Raw genomic sequence first — 14,482 nt, forward strand, 5'->3', positions numbered from 1 at the left:
AATGACCTGCTTATTCGCACCTTCCTTAAACTACCCGTCCTTCTGCCACTGTAGCTATGCCCTTTACTGAAAGCCTATCATTTTGTTGTTGGCTTTTACGATCACTTCCACATCGCCATCGCTGACGTTAATCAGATTGGTGGATTAGACGTGCAGAGTTGGTGCGGATTTCTCTGCCCCTATCAGCGGTCATGAAAATCGGAGTGGGGCAACTCCACCAAGGGAGAAAATCCTCCTCTAGCCGCCATTATTCAAACGGTTAACTCAATTCCTCTTACGGCAGTTCTCACCGATTTTTTTCTTTGGATATCCTCACAAATGCGTGTCGTATAAACAAAAAGCCCGCTTCATATGAAGCGGGCTTGCTGCGTATTGAGCAGAATTAGAACTGGTAGACTAAACCAAGGGCAACGATGTCATCAGTTGCGATGCCATTACTTGCATAGAAGTTGTCGTCTTCGTCCAGCAGGTTGATTTTGTAATCAACATAGGTAGACATGTTTTTGTTGAAGTAGTAAGTCACGCCAACATCAACATATTTGACCAGATCTTTGTCGGTGTAACGAGGGGTGCCATTGCTATTGTGATCCCAGCCGCCTAAGTCAACACCTTTAGATTGCAGGAAGGAAACCGCAGGACGCAAACCAAAGTCGAACTGGTACTGAGCGGTTACTTCAAAGTTCTGGGTTTTGTTAGCAATACCGCCTTTAGCAACATCATCGCCAGCAGCATTTTTATAAGAACCGCTGCCATATGCAGTCATATTGCGAGTTTCAGCATACATGGCCGCCAGGTAAATGTTATTTGCGTCATATTTTGCACCGATGGTCCAGGCATCAGCGGTTTCTCCGCCTGCATATTTGTTGTCATAGTTGCGATCGCCGCGACCAGCAGCAGTTTGGTTGTCGGTACGATCAGAACTGGAATATGCAGCACCCAGGCTTAAACCGAAGTCGAAATCGTAAGAGGTGGACATACCGAAACCGTCGCCATTTTCACGCGCCAATTTACGGTTCTCACCATTGCCGGTACCTTCGCCGGAGCCCGCACTTTCGTTGTTACCTTGATACTGCAGAGCAAAGTTCAGACCGTCTGCCTGACCAAAGAAACCTTTGTTACGGTAGGTTGCCACGCCGTTGGTGCGGCCGGTCATATATACGTCGGTCTGAGTGTAGGTATCGCCACCAAATTCTGGCAGCATATCGGTCCAGGCTTCTACGTCGTAGACCACGCCGTAATTACGGCCGTAGTCGAAGGTACCGTTTTCACCAAAGCCTAAGCCGGCAAAGCCCAGACGAGTCCAGGAGTTTGCGCCTTCGCTTTCAGCATTGTTGGCCATAACCTGATATTCCCACTGACCGTAGCCGGTGAGCATATCGTTAATCTGGGTTTCGCCTTTAAAGCCCAGACGTGCATAGGTCTGATCGCCGTCGCTGCCAGCGTCATCAGAAAAATAACGCAGGCCATCGACTTTGCCGTACAGATCCAGTTTGTTGCCATCTTTATTATAGATTTCTGCCGCATTTGCTGCGCCTGCAGCTAATAATGCCGGGAGAAGAAGTGCCAGAGCTTTTCTTTTCATTATGTATTCCCTTATGATAATAATTGATGTGAATATGTGGTTCTATCCAAAAGACTACGTTTTGATACTATTCTATGAAGTTCATTTATTTTAAAATATAACGTGTAACAAATCTATTTAAAAGATTTCAAAATATTTCTGTTTGGATTTTTGTTATTTATTTAATATGTTTAAGTGTTTCACATTTACCATGTAAATGATTTATTTATCATTGGGTTATGAGTTTGGTGTTAATTATATTGAATTTTGATTTTATATAAATTTAATATGTTTATGTTGATTGTATTTATAATTTGTAGATTCTGGTCCTGGCCCATAATGATTAATCATTTGATGTTATAGAATGGGTGGGTTAATTTATGCGGTGTATATATGGCCGTAGCGCTCGCGAGGAATAGCATGGATTTACAGTACTGGCAGTCGCAATTTGAAGCATGGTTACGTGAAAATCATCTCGGGCAGGATACAGCCCATGACATCTTTCATTTTCGTCGTGTGTGGATGACGTCACAACAGCTGGGTGCTGATGCAACCATCGACTGGCTGGTGGTGCTGACAGCCTGCTATTTTCATGACCTTATCAGCTTGCCGAAAAACCATCCTGACCGACATCGCTCGTCGGTACTGGCGGCGCAGGAAACCTGCCGCGTATTGACGCAGTTTTTCCCCACATTTCCAGAAGACCGGCTGCCGGCGGTAAGTCATGCCATTGAAGCACACAGTTTTAGCGCAAAAATTTCGCCAACCACGATCGAGGCCAAAATTGTTCAGGATGCTGACAGACTTGAGGCGTTGGGGGCCATTGGCTTAGCCCGCGTATTTGCGGTTTCTGGCGCGCTGGGGGTGGCCCTGTTTGATGCGGAAGACCCTTTTGCACAACGGCGCGAGCTCAACGACAAGCAATATGCACTCGATCATTTCCAGACCAAATTATTGCAACTGCCGATGACGATGCAAACGGCACAGGGACGGTATTTAGCGCAGCATAACGCTGATTTTTTGCTGACCTATATGGCGAAATTAAGCGCCGAGTTAAAAGGGGAGTATGAGGAGCTGGATCTCGCCGCGATTCAGCCCTTTAAGGCGCATCGGTAGCCTGCACAGCTGAAACGTAAACACCTCTGTTTTATGTTAACCTGTCGCTAATCCATTTTGGCCGGTTAAATGTATGCAGGAAAATTTTTCAGTAACAGGCACCATAAACCTGATGACAGAGGATACCGGGATCGCCGTGCAGGTGATGTTGGCTAAGCTGCTTGAGATTTACGACGTGAAAACGCTGGTGGCTCACCTTAATGGCGTCGGTGAGCATCACTGGAGCCCGGCCATCTTTAAACGTGTGGTTGCGAACGAGACATGGCACCGCCTGAGCGATCGTGAATATTCCCACCTGAAGACCTTGCTACCGACGCCGCCGGTGCATCATCCGCAGTATGCTTTTCGTTTTATCGATCTTTTCGCCGGAATTGGCGGTATTCGCCGCGGCTTCGAAGCGATCGGTGGACAGTGCGTGTTTACCAGCGAGTGGAACAAGCATGCGGTGCGGACTTACAAAGCGAATTACTATTGCGATCCTGACCAGCACCATTTTAATGAAGATATTCGCGATATTACGTTAAGCCATCGTGCCGGGGTGAGCGATGAGGAGGCGGCTGAACATATCCGCCAGCATGTCCCTCAGCATGATGTGCTGCTGGCTGGCTTTCCCTGTCAGCCGTTTTCGCTGGCAGGCGTCTCCAAGAAAAATGCCTTAGGTCGTGCGCACGGTTTTGCCTGTGATACGCAAGGTACGCTATTTTTCGACGTGGTCAGAATCATTGATGCCCGCCGTCCGGCAATCTTTGTGCTGGAAAACGTCAAAAACCTGAAGAGCCATGACCAGGGGAAAACGTTTCGCATCATTATGCAAACGCTGGATGAGTTAGGGTATGACGTGGCGGATGCGGCGGAAAACGGGCCGGACGATCCTAAAATTATCGATGGAAAACACTTTTTACCGCAGCATCGCGAACGTATTGTCCTCGTGGGCTTTCGACGCGATCTGAATCTGAAAAATGACTTTACGCTACGGGATATTGTCACCCGCTACCCGCAGCGGCGTATTACGCTGGCCGAGCTGCTTGAACCGACCGTTGACGTGAAATACATCCTGACGCCGGTGTTGTGGAAATATTTATATCGCTACGCGAAAAAGCATCAGGCGCGGGGGAACGGCTTTGGCTACGGCATGGTATATCCTGGCAATCCGCACAGCGTAACGCGCACGTTATCTGCGCGTTATTACAAGGACGGGGCAGAAATATTAATCGACCGTGGCTGGGATATGGCGCTGGGTGAACAGGATTTTGACGATCCGCACAACCAGTTGCACCGACCACGTAGACTTACACCTCGAGAGTGCGCGCGCCTGATGGGATTTGAGTCGCCTCAGGGTTATCAGTTCCGTATTCCGGTATCTGATACCCAGGCCTATCGCCAGTTCGGCAATTCGGTGGTGGTCCCGGCATTTGCGGCGGTAGCCCGACTGCTGGAGCCAAAAATCAAACAGGCCGTCGCGCTGCGTGAGAAAGAGAGTCTGCATGGCAGACGTTCACGATAAGGCCACGCGCAGTAAAAATATGCGGGCAATCGCGACCCGCGATACGGCGATTGAGAAACGTCTGGCCAGCGTATTGACGGAGCAGGGGGTAACGTTTCGCGTGCAGGATGCGGCGTTACCAGGCCGCCCTGATTTTGTGGTGGATGACTATCAGTGTGTTATTTTTACCCATGGCTGTTTCTGGCATCACCACGAGTGTTATTTATTTAAGACCCCCGCGACGCGCACGCAATTCTGGCTGGCTAAAATAGGCAAAAACGTTGAACGCGATGCGCGGGATCGCGAGAGACAGCAGGCACTTGGCTGGCGGGTACTCATTATCTGGGAGTGCGCCATACGAGGGCGAAAAAAACTCAGCGATGAGGCGCTGTCCGAGCGCGTGGTCGAGTGGATCTGCAGCGGTGGCGCTACCGCGCAGATCGACACCCAAGGTATTCATTTACTGTAACGACTTTTCCGACGGTGCGGCGACCGCGTCTGCTTTGACCGGGAACAGGTATTTACCCAGCGTCACCAGCACCACGGCAAAAACAATCACTCCGAGTGCCAGCCACTCGATGAACGCCAGGCTTTCACCTCCCAGACCGGTACCTAATAAGACGGCAACAACCGGGTTGACGTAGGCATAGCTGGTTGCCAGCGCCGGACTCACGTTACGGATCAGGTACATATATGCGTTGATGGCGATAATGGAGCCGAACAGCGCCAGGTAAGCGACCGCCATAAACCCAGAAAAAGATGGCATTGTAGTCAGCTTTTCCCCGGAGATAAGCGAGGCCCCCATCAGCACGATACCGGCGGCGAGCATTTCAATTGCACCGGCCATCATACCCACGGGTAAGGTAATGCGGGAACCGTACACGGAACCGAATGCCCAGCTCATTGAGCCAATCAGGATCAACACTGCACCCCAGGGGTTACCACTCAAATTCCCGCCGCTGTTAAGCATAATGATCCCGGCCAGTCCGATAGCGATGCCCATCCACTCCAGCTTGCGGGTTTTAATGCCAAAGAAATAGCTGAAGCACAGCGTAAACAGTGGGACGGTGGCGACCACCACGGCAGCGATGCCGGAAGGGACGTTCTGGTGTTCGGCGACGGTGACCAACCCATTTCCCACTGCCAGCAGCAGAATACCGATCAGTGCGGCATTGAGCAGCGGGCGTAATGGCGGCAGTTTGTGGCCGCGCAGAAGTAAAAATGCGGTTAACAAAATCCCCGCAGACAGAAAACGCACGCCGGCCATCATGAGCGGCGGCCAGCTCTCAACGCCAATGCGGATAACGAAGTAGGTGGAACCCCAAATGATGTACAGCGCGAACAGCGCACTGAAAAGCGGTAACAATTGCCTGAAACGCATAATCCCTCACGGTGGAAATAAAAAGGCGCAACATAGTAAACGTCAAAACTATCATGCTGGCGAGATTTATAATTGCCCGTTGTTGTTAAAAATTTGTTGACCATAAAGGTGAGTTTCAGCATCACGTTTTTTACTTCATACTAATGACGGAAAAAAATAATATTGAGGGTGAAAATTTTGGCAGGAAGTAGCTTACTGACCTTACTCGATGACATCGCCACGCTGCTTGACGATGTCTCCATGATGGGAAAATTGGCCGCAAAAAAAACCGCGGGCGTTCTGGGAGATGACCTGTCGCTTAACGCGCAGCAGGTATCGGGCGTACGGGCAAACCGTGAACTTCCGGTCGTCTGGAGCGTGGCAAAAGGATCTTTCGTCAACAAAGTTATTCTTGTGCCGTTGGCGTTACTGATCAGTGCCTTTATTCCCTGGGCGATTACCCCGTTATTAATGATTGGTGGGGCGTTCCTCTGTTTTGAAGGCGTGGAAAAAGTCCTGCATACGCTGCAGGCGCGCAAACATCAGGAAACGCCGGAAGAACGCCAGCAGCGTCTGGCAGAGCTGGCGGCGCAGGACCCACTGACCTTTGAGAAAGATAAAATCAAAGGGGCCGTACGTACCGATTTTATTTTATCTGCGGAGATTGTGGCGATTACGCTGGGAATTGTGGCCGATGCGCCGTTGCTCAATCAGGTTCTGGTGCTGTCAGGGATCGCTTTAGCGGTGACCGTTGGCGTATACGGCCTGGTTGGCATTATCGTCAAGTTGGACGACATCGGCTTCTGGCTGGCTGAAAAGCGCAGCGCGGTCGCTCAGGCGCTGGGTAAAGGCTTGCTGGTGGTGGCGCCCTGGCTGATGAAAACGCTGTCGGTGGTAGGAACTCTGGCGATGTTTTTGGTAGGGGGCGGCATTGTCGTCCATGGGATCGCGCCGTTGCATCATGCGATCGAGCAGTTCACCCAGCAACAGAATCCATTCATTTCAATGATGATTCCGACTCTGTTAAACCTTGTATTGGGCTTTATCATTGGTGGCATTGTGGTACTGCTGGTGAAAATGGTCGCAAAACTGCGCGGTGTTTCACACTAATTTTTGTTTACCTGATTATGCAAAAAGGCTGCTTGTCGTCTAAGGTGAAAAGGTTTCTCTTGATACAGGGGGCAGGTATGGTCTTTTCTGTCAGTGAGGAAGTCACCGTGAAACAGGGTGGCCCACGCATGATTGTCACCGGATACGCTAGCGGCATGGTCGAGTGTCGCTGGTACGATGGCTTTGGCGTCAAACGGGAAGCATTCCGTGAAGATGAACTGACGTCCGGTAAAGGGCAACAACGGCAGGATGCCTGAACATTACGTTCAGGCATAAGTGAGTGATCTCTCAACCATTAGTTATATTTATCATTTTGGTGAGAATTATTTACTTGTCAGGCAAAAAAATTGTAGATAAGGTTGGCCTCACATCAGATTTCCTGGTGTAACGAATTTTCAAGTGCTTCTTGCATAAGCAAGCTTGATCCCGACCCACTGAGGGCCGGGATTTTTTTCGCCTGAAGTCAGCGATTGATTTCCGTCACGCTAAAATCGTGGATATCCAACTCAAACGCTTCGGCTAACTCATGCCATGTATGGTAATCACGACCGTCAACACTGACGCGATCCGGGTCATCGCGGCTGCGATGAATCTCGCTCTCGCAGATTTCGTTGATTGCCTCCAGCAGCGCGTCTACATCAACGCTGACCTCACGTTTGGCCGTCTCGCTGTACTCTTTCGCGGTTTTCATTCACCTACCTCTCAACCGTTACGGATACCGGGTGTATGCAGCAAAATCGCTGACGCACACTTTCTAAGTATAGACCGTCGAGAAAACCCGCAATCGCGCGCGCCAGGCGCTGCCAGAAAATAGAATTTGTTCTACACTGGCACAAAGCCACAGGAGGAAAATGATGAAGGTGAATGATCGGGTTACAGTCAAAACGGACGGCGGTCCTCGTCGGCCTGGCCGGGTACTGGCAATCGAGGAGTTTAGTGAAGGCACCATGTACCTGGTTTCGCTGGAAGACTACCCGCTCGGTATCTGGTTCTTTAACGAGTCAGGTCATCAGGATGGTATTTTTGTGGAGAAGGTAGACTAATCATACCGCTTTTGTCTTGATGCTGACTGGTGACATTCCCACCAGTCAGCACATACTAGCGCATATTCACAAAGATACCGTTGGTGACGTTATCGGTGAGTCGAACGACGTGATAGATCACCTGTTTATTATGCGTTTTGATCTTTCGTTTTATATTCCCCTTATGGGATGAGACGGTTTTTGCTTTGATATTCATTTGATCGGAAATCTGAATGGTTCCCTGACCCTCCATCCACATGCGTAACATGCTGGACTCGGTGCGGCTTAATGACAGTGTCGGCAGATTGACATCGACAACAATATCCGCACCCTTTTTAAGAATATCGCCAAGCAATTCGTCCAGTGAATCCGGTTTAATCGACTTTGAACTGATTAATAAATTTTTTCTGACCAGGAGATATTCATCAAAATGGACGTTGGCAATAGCCATAAATACGATAAATAATGTACTGGGATGCTGATTAATGATCTGCTTTATTTGCTGACTGTTAGCCGGATCGTGGATGAAACAGTCTTCATTAATAAACACCACAGCAGGTTGATGTACGTCACAGGCGATACTGAGTTCGTCAACGGTTGAAATACCGTTGATTTCCTTTTTTTTCACCCCCCGGCTTACCAGATACCCGGTCAACCCTAACCGGGTGTAACTGCATAAATCCATAATAATCGTTGACATGGCATACCCTCACTCAATGCGTAACGATAATTCCCCTTACCTGATTATTTCTGCACAACTAAACGGAATAATAACAACCCAAGATGACGCTTTTACTGCTTGTTTTCAGGCGGATTTACTATCCCGTAAAGTTGCGTATAATTTGCCAGGAAACTTCTTAAAGTAAAGTAAATGTTGCGTTCTGTGAGTAAGGCAAAAACAAATAAGCCGCGGCAGCGTTATCCTGGTAGATGTGGTCTATTTTTTAATTTCGGACAATCCTTAGTAAAACAGGATAAATACTATGGGTTATTATTTGTGGGCATTTCACTGATGATATCGGCAAGTAAATTAAAAATTTCGCTGAATAATCGTTCGCAGAATGGGGCAATTAATGGCATTAATGCGGCCATTAAAGAAATACCTACCGTCAGGGTCAGCGGAAAGCCAATGACAAAAACGGAGAGCTGGGGAGCCATACGATTTAACAATCCGAGCGCGAGGTTGAGCGTGAGCAACAGCGTCATCACCGGCAGCGCCAGCATCAGCCCGTTGAGGAATATTAAGCTGCCCGCGCGCGCGAGGGCGAGGAAAGCATTACTGTTTACCGGGTGACCGCCGATCGGCAGGGTATGAAACGTGTCTACCAGCAGTGAGATCAACCATAGGTGACCGTTAAAGGTCAAAAACAGCAGCATGGCAAGTAAATCCATCAGTCGTGCCAGCACGGGCATGTTCAGTCGACTGCCGGGGTCAAAGAATGTGGCGAAAGAAAGCCCCATTTGCAGGCCAATTAACTCACCGGCCGTACGCACAGCAGCAAATGCAAATTGCATGGTGAAGCCTAACGCAATACCGATCAGGATTTGCTGCATCGCCAACCATAATGCCGCGATGGAGAAAATTGGCACGTCATTGGCAGGTAGGGACGGGGCGATAACCACCGTTATCATCAGGCCCAACCCCAGCTTTACCCGCTTAGGTATCGCACGCTCACTGAGGATCGGTGCCGTAGAAATGAGTGCCAATACACGCAGCAGTGGCCAGAAATACAGGTTCAACCAGTAAAGCCATTGATCGCTCGTCACCTGCAGCATGGCGGCGTCTACCCGATGATATAGGGGATATTGCTGAACAGCGTACGCACATAGTCCAGCAACAGGTTAAGCATCCACGGCCCGGCCACAATAATAGCGACAAAGACCGCGACAATTTTCGGAATGAACGACAGCGTCATTTCGTTAATTTGGGTTGCCGCCTGCAGGATGCTGATAATCAGCCCCGTCACCAGTGCAACCAGTAACAGCGGTGCGGCGAGGGCAAGAGCGACTTTCATCGCCTCGGTGCCCATCATCATGACCGATTCAGGTGTCATTTCGCGCCTCTAACTGTAAAAACTTTGCGCCAGCGAACCGACAAGCAGTTGCCAGCCGTCAACCAGCACAAACAGCATCAGCTTAAACGGCAGCGCGATGGTGGCGGGCGGTACCATCATCATCCCGAGTGCCATCAATACGCTGGCGATCACCAGGTCGATTATCAGGAAAGGAATGAAAATCGTAAAACCTATCTGGAAGGCGGTTTTCAGTTCGCTGGTGACATAGGCTGGCAGCAGAATTCGCATCGGCACTGCTTCCGGTCCCTGCAACGGTCCGCTGTTTGCCAGACGCGCAAACAGTGCCAGATCGGCTTCGCGGGTCTGGCGCAACATAAACTCACGCAGCGGTTGTGCGCCTTTCTCTATCGCTTCCTGCATGGAGATCTTCTCTTCGCTGAACGGCTGATATGCGTCAACGTAGATTTTGTCGATCACCGGGGACATGATGAAAAAAGTCAAAAATAGCGCCAGTCCAAGTAACACCTGGTTTGGCGGGGCGGACGGGGTTCCCAGCGCGTTACGTAACAGACCGAAAACGATGATGATGCGGGTGAAGCTGGTCATCATCAGCAAAATGGCGGGCAGGAACGTCAGCGAGGTGATAAATACCAGCGTTTGTACCGGTAACGTCCAGCTTTGTCCGCCGCCGGGTAGTGGCTGGCTAACCAGACCGGGAAGCTGGGCCGCGGCCACTGGGCTAAACAGCCACAAGCCGAGCAGCGTGAGGGACAACAAACGGCGCATCAGGATCTCCCAGGACGCTTAAGCAAACTCTTCATCATGGACTGGAAATCCGCCGGAGGGGCCGGGTTCTCGTCGGGCACCACGGACGTAGGGGGCAGGGTATGCAGCACGTTAATCTGCGATACGGTCACACCCAGCACCAGACGTGCGTCCTCAACCTCAACAATTACCACCCGTTCGCGCGGTCCCAATGAGGTGCTGGCCGTGACTTTCAGTCCGCGTGTACCGGCCCCTTTGGATGCAAAACCCAGGCGTTTAATGACCCAGGCCGCGGCGAGGATCAACAGGATTATGCCCAGCAGGGCGCCGCTGACCTGCACCAGCGGTGAGCCGGGAACGGCGGCGGGCTGAGAGACGGTAGCCTGGGTGTTCATCATTAACGGCTCAGGCGGCGCATACGTTCAGACGGCGTAATAATGTCAGTGATACGCACGCCGTATTTATCTGCGACGACAACCACTTCGCCCTGAGCAATCAGGTAACCGTTGATCAGAATATCCAGCGGCTCGCCCGCCAGACCGTCCAGTGCGACGACGGAGCCTTGCGTCAGGCGCAACAGCTCTTTGATGGTCATGCGAGTGCGGCCCAGTTCGACGGTCAGCTTGACCGGAATGTCCATGATCAGGTCAATGTCCTGCAGTGTACCGCTGACGTCCCCGCCGCCTAACTGCTGGAATACCGCATCTACCGAACTTTTAGCCGTGGTCGTTGTTTGCTCATTTAACGCGTCAGCCCACAGATCGTCCAATGCACCAGTGTTCTCATCGGACGGATTATTCATGTCACTCATTTGGGCTGTTCCTCATTCAGCGAATTCAAAATCGGGTTGATCAAATGTTCTACGCGTAACGCATACTGACCGTTTACGGTGCCATATTGGCTGGTCAGCACAGGCACGCCGTCCACATGAGCAATAATGCGGTCGGGTTTTTCAATCGGCAGCACATCGCCGGGTTTGAGCTTTAAAATCTGCGACAGACGCAGCGGAATGTCGGCAAAGTTCGCCACCAGCTCCAGCTCTGAATGCTGAACCTGACGCACCAGGTTATTACGCCAGTTCTGATCCTCATTGCGCGAGTTTTCCAGCGGCGGGTTAACCAGCAGCTCGCGCAACGGTTCAATCATGCTGAAGGGCAGACAGATGTTAAATTCACCGGTCAGGTTGCCAATTTCAACGTGGAACGGCGTGTTCACCACAATGTCGTTTGGTGAGGTGGTGATATTGGTAAATTTCACCTGCATTTCCGAGCGCACGTACTCCACTTCCAGCGGGTTGATCGCTTTCCAGGCGTCGCTGTAGCTTTCCAGCGCCAGCTTCAGCATGCGGTTGATCACGCGCTGCTCGGTATGCGTAAATTCGCGACCTTCCACCTTCGTCGGGAAGCGTCCATCACCGCCAAACAGGTTATCGACGGCGATAAACACCAGACTCGGCGAGAACACCACCAGACCCGTACCGCGGAGCGGTTTCAGGTGGATCAAGTTCAGGTTGGTTGGTACCGGTAAGTTACGCGCAAACTCGTGATACGGCTGGATGCGGATCGCGCCCACGGTAATATCCGGGCTACGTCGCAACAGGTTAAATAATCCCATCCGGAACTGGCGCGCGAAGCGTTCGTTGATGATCTCCAGCGCTTGCAAACGCTCGCGAACAACGCGGCGTTGGGTGTTGGGATCGTACGGACGAATATTGCTTTCATTTGCAATACCGGAAATAGGTTCGTCTTTGGTGTCGCTATCGCCGTTAAGCAATGCGTCAATTTCAGCCTGAGAAAGAATACTGTCGCCCATGTCTTTACCGCAGAATAAAAGCTGTATAAAGAACGTCGGTGACAACCTGTTTCGGCTGCCCGACAACGAGCGGAGTCGCGAGCGTCTCTTTGATGGCGGCGATCAACTGCTGTTTACCTTGCTCGGTGGCGAGCGTGGCGGCATTCTGACGCGAAAACAGCAGCAGCAGACGGCTGCGAACTTCCGGCAGATATTCGCTCAGGCGCGCGCGCGTCGCTTCGTCTTTCATACGCAGCGTGACCCCGATATACAGCACGCGATCCGCATCACCCAGATTGACGGTAAATGTATCCAGCGCAAAAAACACCGGGGCTGGCGGTGGGGCCGGTTCCGCGCTAACGCTGGCGGACGGCTGCTGCTGCATACGCCAGTAGCTATATCCCGCAGTTGCGCAGGCGGCGAGGGTAATTAACACCAGCAGAGGGATCCAAATAGCGCGTTTACTCTTTTTGTTAATCGCGGAGTCAGTCATCAGATACGGGCTTCCTGTTTCGGTACAGCTTATGGGCTGATTATCCCGTGTCCTGTCCCCGACAAAGCGTGGAAAAGACGCGGATAATCATGCTACCTCTGGCGTTAGGCGAAGATGTCTACTGCGCCGTCACCGCGCGCGGCGGCTTGCAGCGAGGCCGGGGCGGCCAGAGCGGCGTCATCTTCGCTGGCAAAAATGTCTTGTCCCTGAGTGCGCCCCGCCTGTTGCTGTTGAGCAGAAGACTGCTGCTGGCCAGCGAAGCTTTCGCTGCTGATGCTGCTTTGCCCCAGTTGGATCCCACTTTCAGCCAGCTGAGTCCGCAGCATCGGCAACGCTGCTTCCAGCGCGGCACGCACGTGGCTATGTGGTGACACCATTTGCAATTGCGCCTGGTTGTCATCCAGCTTGAGGGAGATTTGCACCTGGCCCAGGTCCTGTGGATGTAAGCGCAGTTCCGCGCTTTGTTGGCCCTGACGGGTGAACAGCGTGACGTGCTGGCTTAGCGATTGCTGCCATTCGTGGCTACCCAGCGGGGCGCTCAGCACCGGTGCGGCTGCAGGGAGCGGCTGCGCGTGCGTTTGCGCGCCAGCTGGTGGCGTGATTGCCGCACCAACGCTTACCGGGGACGGGGTGCTTTCCATCTCCGCGTGGGCGGTTGCCGCTGCCGTCAGTGGGGTTAAAGTAGGATTACGTGTCTGGTCAACGCCAGCGGCGTGCATCGCGCCATCCGCTTTACCTTTTTTCATCTCACCCGAAGTTAGTTCGACGCGGTTATCCGCCGTCCAGCCGGACGAATTGCCGCGCAACAGTGTGGCCAGGGTGGAGTCTGCCGGGGCGGATGCGGTTTCACCGACGGGCGTGGTGATGGGCTGGCCCGGCAGCATCGCAAATAGCGCGCTCAGGTTCGCCAGATCCTCATCGCTGAGCGTGGTGGTCTTATCATCGTGTGGCGCGGCTTTGCCTGTCGCCGTCAGGGCATTCACCTTCAGCGACGGCGTGAGTGCCGACAGCAATTGCTGGGCATCGGTCAGGTCGGCAAGTGTCGCGTCCGTGATCCCGCCTTTTTGTGCCAGCAGATCCGTAATTTTCGCCGCCTGGCCGTTATCGCCCTGTGCTTGCAGCAACCCTTTTTGCAGTTTGCCACCCGCAGCCTGGAGATCGGCCAGCGACAGCGGGGCATCTTTTCCCTGTGCGTCGCCCGCGCCTAATGCGCCAGCCAGTAGGGCTAAAAAATTCTCGGGTGAATCAACCGCCTTTCCTGATTGAAGCCCTGCGGTGACGTCGGTGTCGGTAGTAATCAGTTGGGGTAACGTAATCATTCGGGTTTCCTCATAGCTGCGCGCTGAGCAAATTCATCCATTTTTTTCTGATCCAGGCGGTTTTCAGCCAGTAAAGCCGCCGTGGTCTGTCGGTCCTGTAGAGTTTTCCAGGCCTGCAGTCGTTGTTTTTTATCGCGCCAACTGCTCAGCGCCAGGTCAACTTTCTGCGTCCACTGATTCAGCTGTTGGCGATGCTGGTCTATTGCTTTTTCCAGCGTCTGAATAAATTGCTGGTAGTTGATCCAGCGGTTACTGGTGATCCCCTGACCCATATCGCTATTAAGATTGGTGCGATACTCGTGCTGGTAGTCGATCAGCATCTTTAACTGTTCTTCTGCCTGCTGACAGCCGCGCCGCATTTCGCCTAATAAGATAGCGGCGTCATCGACCTCTTTTTCAGCCAGATCTTTTAGTGTTGCCAGTGCACCATGTTGTGCCATGACCTAT

General features: G+C 51.8%; 19 protein-coding genes. 6 read left to right on the top strand and 13 right to left on the bottom strand.

The window, feature by feature from the left end; translation table 11 throughout:
* Positions 1–382: 382 nt before the first annotated feature.
* On the bottom strand, positions 383–1,582 hold the full coding sequence (gene ompC / locus FDW88_RS19795) for a porin OmpC (RefSeq protein ID WP_137363211.1): 1,200 nt from the start codon (positions 1,580–1,582) through the stop codon (positions 383–385).
* Between the two features lie 399 nt (positions 1,583–1,981).
* Between ompC and FDW88_RS19800 the strand changes: the two genes are divergently transcribed.
* The 3 genes from FDW88_RS19800 to FDW88_RS19810 all read left to right on the top strand — a co-directional run bounded on the left by FDW88_RS19800 (position 1,982) and on the right by FDW88_RS19810 (position 4,629).
* A complete protein-coding gene (locus FDW88_RS19800; RefSeq protein WP_137363212.1) occupies positions 1,982–2,677 on the top strand; it encodes a phosphohydrolase in 696 nt (231 codons plus the stop codon).
* Between the two features lie 73 nt (positions 2,678–2,750).
* Positions 2,751–4,181: a DNA cytosine methyltransferase gene (locus tag FDW88_RS19805; RefSeq protein ID WP_096757527.1), complete on the top strand. Its 1,431-nt coding sequence runs from the start codon at positions 2,751–2,753 to the stop codon at positions 4,179–4,181.
* A complete protein-coding gene (locus tag FDW88_RS19810; protein ID WP_137363213.1) occupies positions 4,162–4,629 on the top strand; it encodes a very short patch repair endonuclease in 468 nt (155 codons plus the stop codon). Before FDW88_RS19805 ends, FDW88_RS19810 begins: the two co-directional genes overlap by 20 nt.
* On the opposite strand, the gene yedA is transcribed toward FDW88_RS19810, so the two are convergent.
* Complete coding sequence (gene yedA / locus FDW88_RS19815; protein WP_096757525.1) at positions 4,621–5,541, bottom strand: drug/metabolite exporter YedA; 921 nt, start codon at positions 5,539–5,541, stop codon at positions 4,621–4,623. The genes FDW88_RS19810 and yedA overlap by 9 nt on opposite strands.
* Positions 5,542–5,718: 177 nt before the next feature.
* Here yedA and FDW88_RS19820 point away from each other — a divergent pair, with 177 nt between their 5' ends.
* Positions 5,719–6,630: a DUF808 domain-containing protein gene (locus tag FDW88_RS19820; protein ID WP_096757524.1), complete on the top strand. Its 912-nt coding sequence runs from the start codon at positions 5,719–5,721 to the stop codon at positions 6,628–6,630.
* Positions 6,631–6,707: 77 nt separating this feature from the next.
* Positions 6,708–6,887 (top strand): YodC family protein, encoded by a 180-nt coding sequence (locus FDW88_RS19825; protein WP_170973029.1) that lies wholly within the window; start codon positions 6,708–6,710, stop codon positions 6,885–6,887.
* Positions 6,888–7,093: 206 nt separating this feature from the next.
* On the opposite strand, the gene yodD is transcribed toward FDW88_RS19825, so the two are convergent.
* Complete coding sequence (gene yodD, locus FDW88_RS19830; protein WP_096757522.1) at positions 7,094–7,321, bottom strand: YodD family peroxide/acid resistance protein; 228 nt, start codon at positions 7,319–7,321, stop codon at positions 7,094–7,096.
* Positions 7,322–7,484: 163 nt separating this feature from the next.
* Between yodD and dsrB the strand changes: the two genes are divergently transcribed.
* Positions 7,485–7,673 carry a protein DsrB gene (gene dsrB / locus FDW88_RS19840; RefSeq protein ID WP_170974186.1) on the top strand — a complete coding sequence of 63 codons (189 nt, stop codon included), beginning with the start codon at positions 7,485–7,487 and terminating at the stop codon, positions 7,671–7,673.
* A gap of 55 nt (positions 7,674–7,728) precedes the next feature.
* Here the strand turns inward: dsrB and rcsA are convergent, their stop codons facing one another.
* From rcsA to fliJ, 10 genes are all read right to left on the bottom strand, one after another.
* On the bottom strand, positions 7,729–8,352 hold the full coding sequence (rcsA, locus tag FDW88_RS19845; RefSeq protein ID WP_137363215.1) for a transcriptional regulator RcsA: 624 nt from the start codon (positions 8,350–8,352) through the stop codon (positions 7,729–7,731).
* Between the two features lie 281 nt (positions 8,353–8,633).
* Positions 8,634–9,428, bottom strand: a complete 795-nt coding sequence (gene fliR, locus FDW88_RS19850; protein ID WP_115258834.1) for a flagellar biosynthetic protein FliR — start codon at positions 9,426–9,428, stop codon at positions 8,634–8,636.
* A gap of 8 nt (positions 9,429–9,436) precedes the next feature.
* A complete protein-coding gene (gene fliQ / locus FDW88_RS19855) occupies positions 9,437–9,706 on the bottom strand; it encodes a flagellar biosynthesis protein FliQ (RefSeq protein ID WP_115258833.1) in 270 nt (89 codons plus the stop codon).
* Positions 9,707–9,715: 9 nt separating this feature from the next.
* The gene (gene fliP, locus FDW88_RS19860; protein ID WP_115258832.1) at positions 9,716–10,453 is read right to left on the bottom strand and encodes a flagellar type III secretion system pore protein FliP; all 738 of its coding nucleotides are present in this window, start codon (positions 10,451–10,453) and stop codon (positions 9,716–9,718) included.
* A complete protein-coding gene (fliO, locus tag FDW88_RS19865) occupies positions 10,453–10,830 on the bottom strand; it encodes a flagellar biosynthetic protein FliO (protein WP_137363216.1) in 378 nt (125 codons plus the stop codon). The genes fliP and fliO overlap by 1 nt, the downstream gene beginning before the upstream one ends.
* Complete coding sequence (gene fliN / locus FDW88_RS19870; RefSeq protein ID WP_096757515.1) at positions 10,830–11,243, bottom strand: flagellar motor switch protein FliN; 414 nt, start codon at positions 11,241–11,243, stop codon at positions 10,830–10,832. The genes fliO and fliN overlap by 1 nt, the downstream gene beginning before the upstream one ends.
* Positions 11,240–12,244, bottom strand: coding sequence for a flagellar motor switch protein FliM (gene fliM / locus FDW88_RS19875; protein ID WP_115258830.1), 1,005 nt, complete (start codon positions 12,242–12,244; stop codon positions 11,240–11,242). The genes fliN and fliM overlap by 4 nt, the downstream gene beginning before the upstream one ends.
* A 4-nt stretch (positions 12,245–12,248) precedes the next feature.
* Positions 12,249–12,716, bottom strand: a complete 468-nt coding sequence (gene fliL, locus FDW88_RS19880; protein WP_115258829.1) for a flagellar basal body-associated protein FliL — start codon at positions 12,714–12,716, stop codon at positions 12,249–12,251.
* 104 nt (positions 12,717–12,820) lie between these two features.
* Positions 12,821–14,035, bottom strand: a complete 1,215-nt coding sequence (fliK, locus tag FDW88_RS19885) for a flagellar hook length control protein FliK (RefSeq protein WP_137363217.1) — start codon at positions 14,033–14,035, stop codon at positions 12,821–12,823.
* Positions 14,032–14,475 (bottom strand): flagellar export protein FliJ, encoded by a 444-nt coding sequence (fliJ, locus tag FDW88_RS19890; RefSeq protein WP_115258827.1) that lies wholly within the window; start codon positions 14,473–14,475, stop codon positions 14,032–14,034. Before fliJ ends, fliK begins: the two co-directional genes overlap by 4 nt.
* Positions 14,476–14,482 lie beyond the last annotated feature (7 nt).

Source organism: Citrobacter sp. wls829, assembly GCF_005280825.1.
GTDB classification, from domain to species: Bacteria; Pseudomonadota; Gammaproteobacteria; order Enterobacterales; family Enterobacteriaceae; genus Citrobacter; species Citrobacter gillenii.

Bases quoted from the DNA above. Each gene is read 5' to 3' on its own strand.
- ompC (WP_137363211.1), bottom strand. From the start codon at position 1,582: ATGAAAAGAAAAGCTCTGGCACTTCTTCTCCCGGCATTATTAGCTGCA.
- FDW88_RS19800 (WP_137363212.1), top strand. From the start codon at position 1,982: ATGGATTTACAGTACTGGCAGTCGCAATTTGAAGCATGGTTACGTGAA.
- FDW88_RS19805 (WP_096757527.1), top strand. From the start codon at position 2,751: ATGCAGGAAAATTTTTCAGTAACAGGCACCATAAACCTGATGACAGAG.
- FDW88_RS19810 (WP_137363213.1), top strand. From the start codon at position 4,162: ATGGCAGACGTTCACGATAAGGCCACGCGCAGTAAAAATATGCGGGCA.
- yedA (WP_096757525.1), bottom strand. From the start codon at position 5,541: ATGCGTTTCAGGCAATTGTTACCGCTTTTCAGTGCGCTGTTCGCGCTG.
- FDW88_RS19825 (WP_170973029.1), top strand. From the start codon at position 6,708: ATGGTCTTTTCTGTCAGTGAGGAAGTCACCGTGAAACAGGGTGGCCCA.
- yodD (WP_096757522.1), bottom strand. From the start codon at position 7,321: ATGAAAACCGCGAAAGAGTACAGCGAGACGGCCAAACGTGAGGTCAGC.
- dsrB (WP_170974186.1), top strand. From the start codon at position 7,485: ATGAAGGTGAATGATCGGGTTACAGTCAAAACGGACGGCGGTCCTCGT.
- rcsA (WP_137363215.1), bottom strand. From the start codon at position 8,352: ATGTCAACGATTATTATGGATTTATGCAGTTACACCCGGTTAGGGTTG.
- fliR (WP_115258834.1), bottom strand. From the start codon at position 9,428: ATGCTGCAGGTGACGAGCGATCAATGGCTTTACTGGTTGAACCTGTAT.
- fliQ (WP_115258833.1), bottom strand. From the start codon at position 9,706: ATGACACCTGAATCGGTCATGATGATGGGCACCGAGGCGATGAAAGTC.
- fliP (WP_115258832.1), bottom strand. From the start codon at position 10,453: ATGCGCCGTTTGTTGTCCCTCACGCTGCTCGGCTTGTGGCTGTTTAGC.
- fliO (WP_137363216.1), bottom strand. From the start codon at position 10,830: ATGATGAACACCCAGGCTACCGTCTCTCAGCCCGCCGCCGTTCCCGGC.
- fliN (WP_096757515.1), bottom strand. From the start codon at position 11,243: ATGAGTGACATGAATAATCCGTCCGATGAGAACACTGGTGCATTGGAC.
- fliM (WP_115258830.1), bottom strand. From the start codon at position 12,244: ATGGGCGACAGTATTCTTTCTCAGGCTGAAATTGACGCATTGCTTAAC.
- fliL (WP_115258829.1), bottom strand. From the start codon at position 12,716: ATGACTGACTCCGCGATTAACAAAAAGAGTAAACGCGCTATTTGGATC.
- fliK (WP_137363217.1), bottom strand. From the start codon at position 14,035: ATGATTACGTTACCCCAACTGATTACTACCGACACCGACGTCACCGCA.
- fliJ (WP_115258827.1), bottom strand. From the start codon at position 14,475: ATGGCACAACATGGTGCACTGGCAACACTAAAAGATCTGGCTGAAAAA.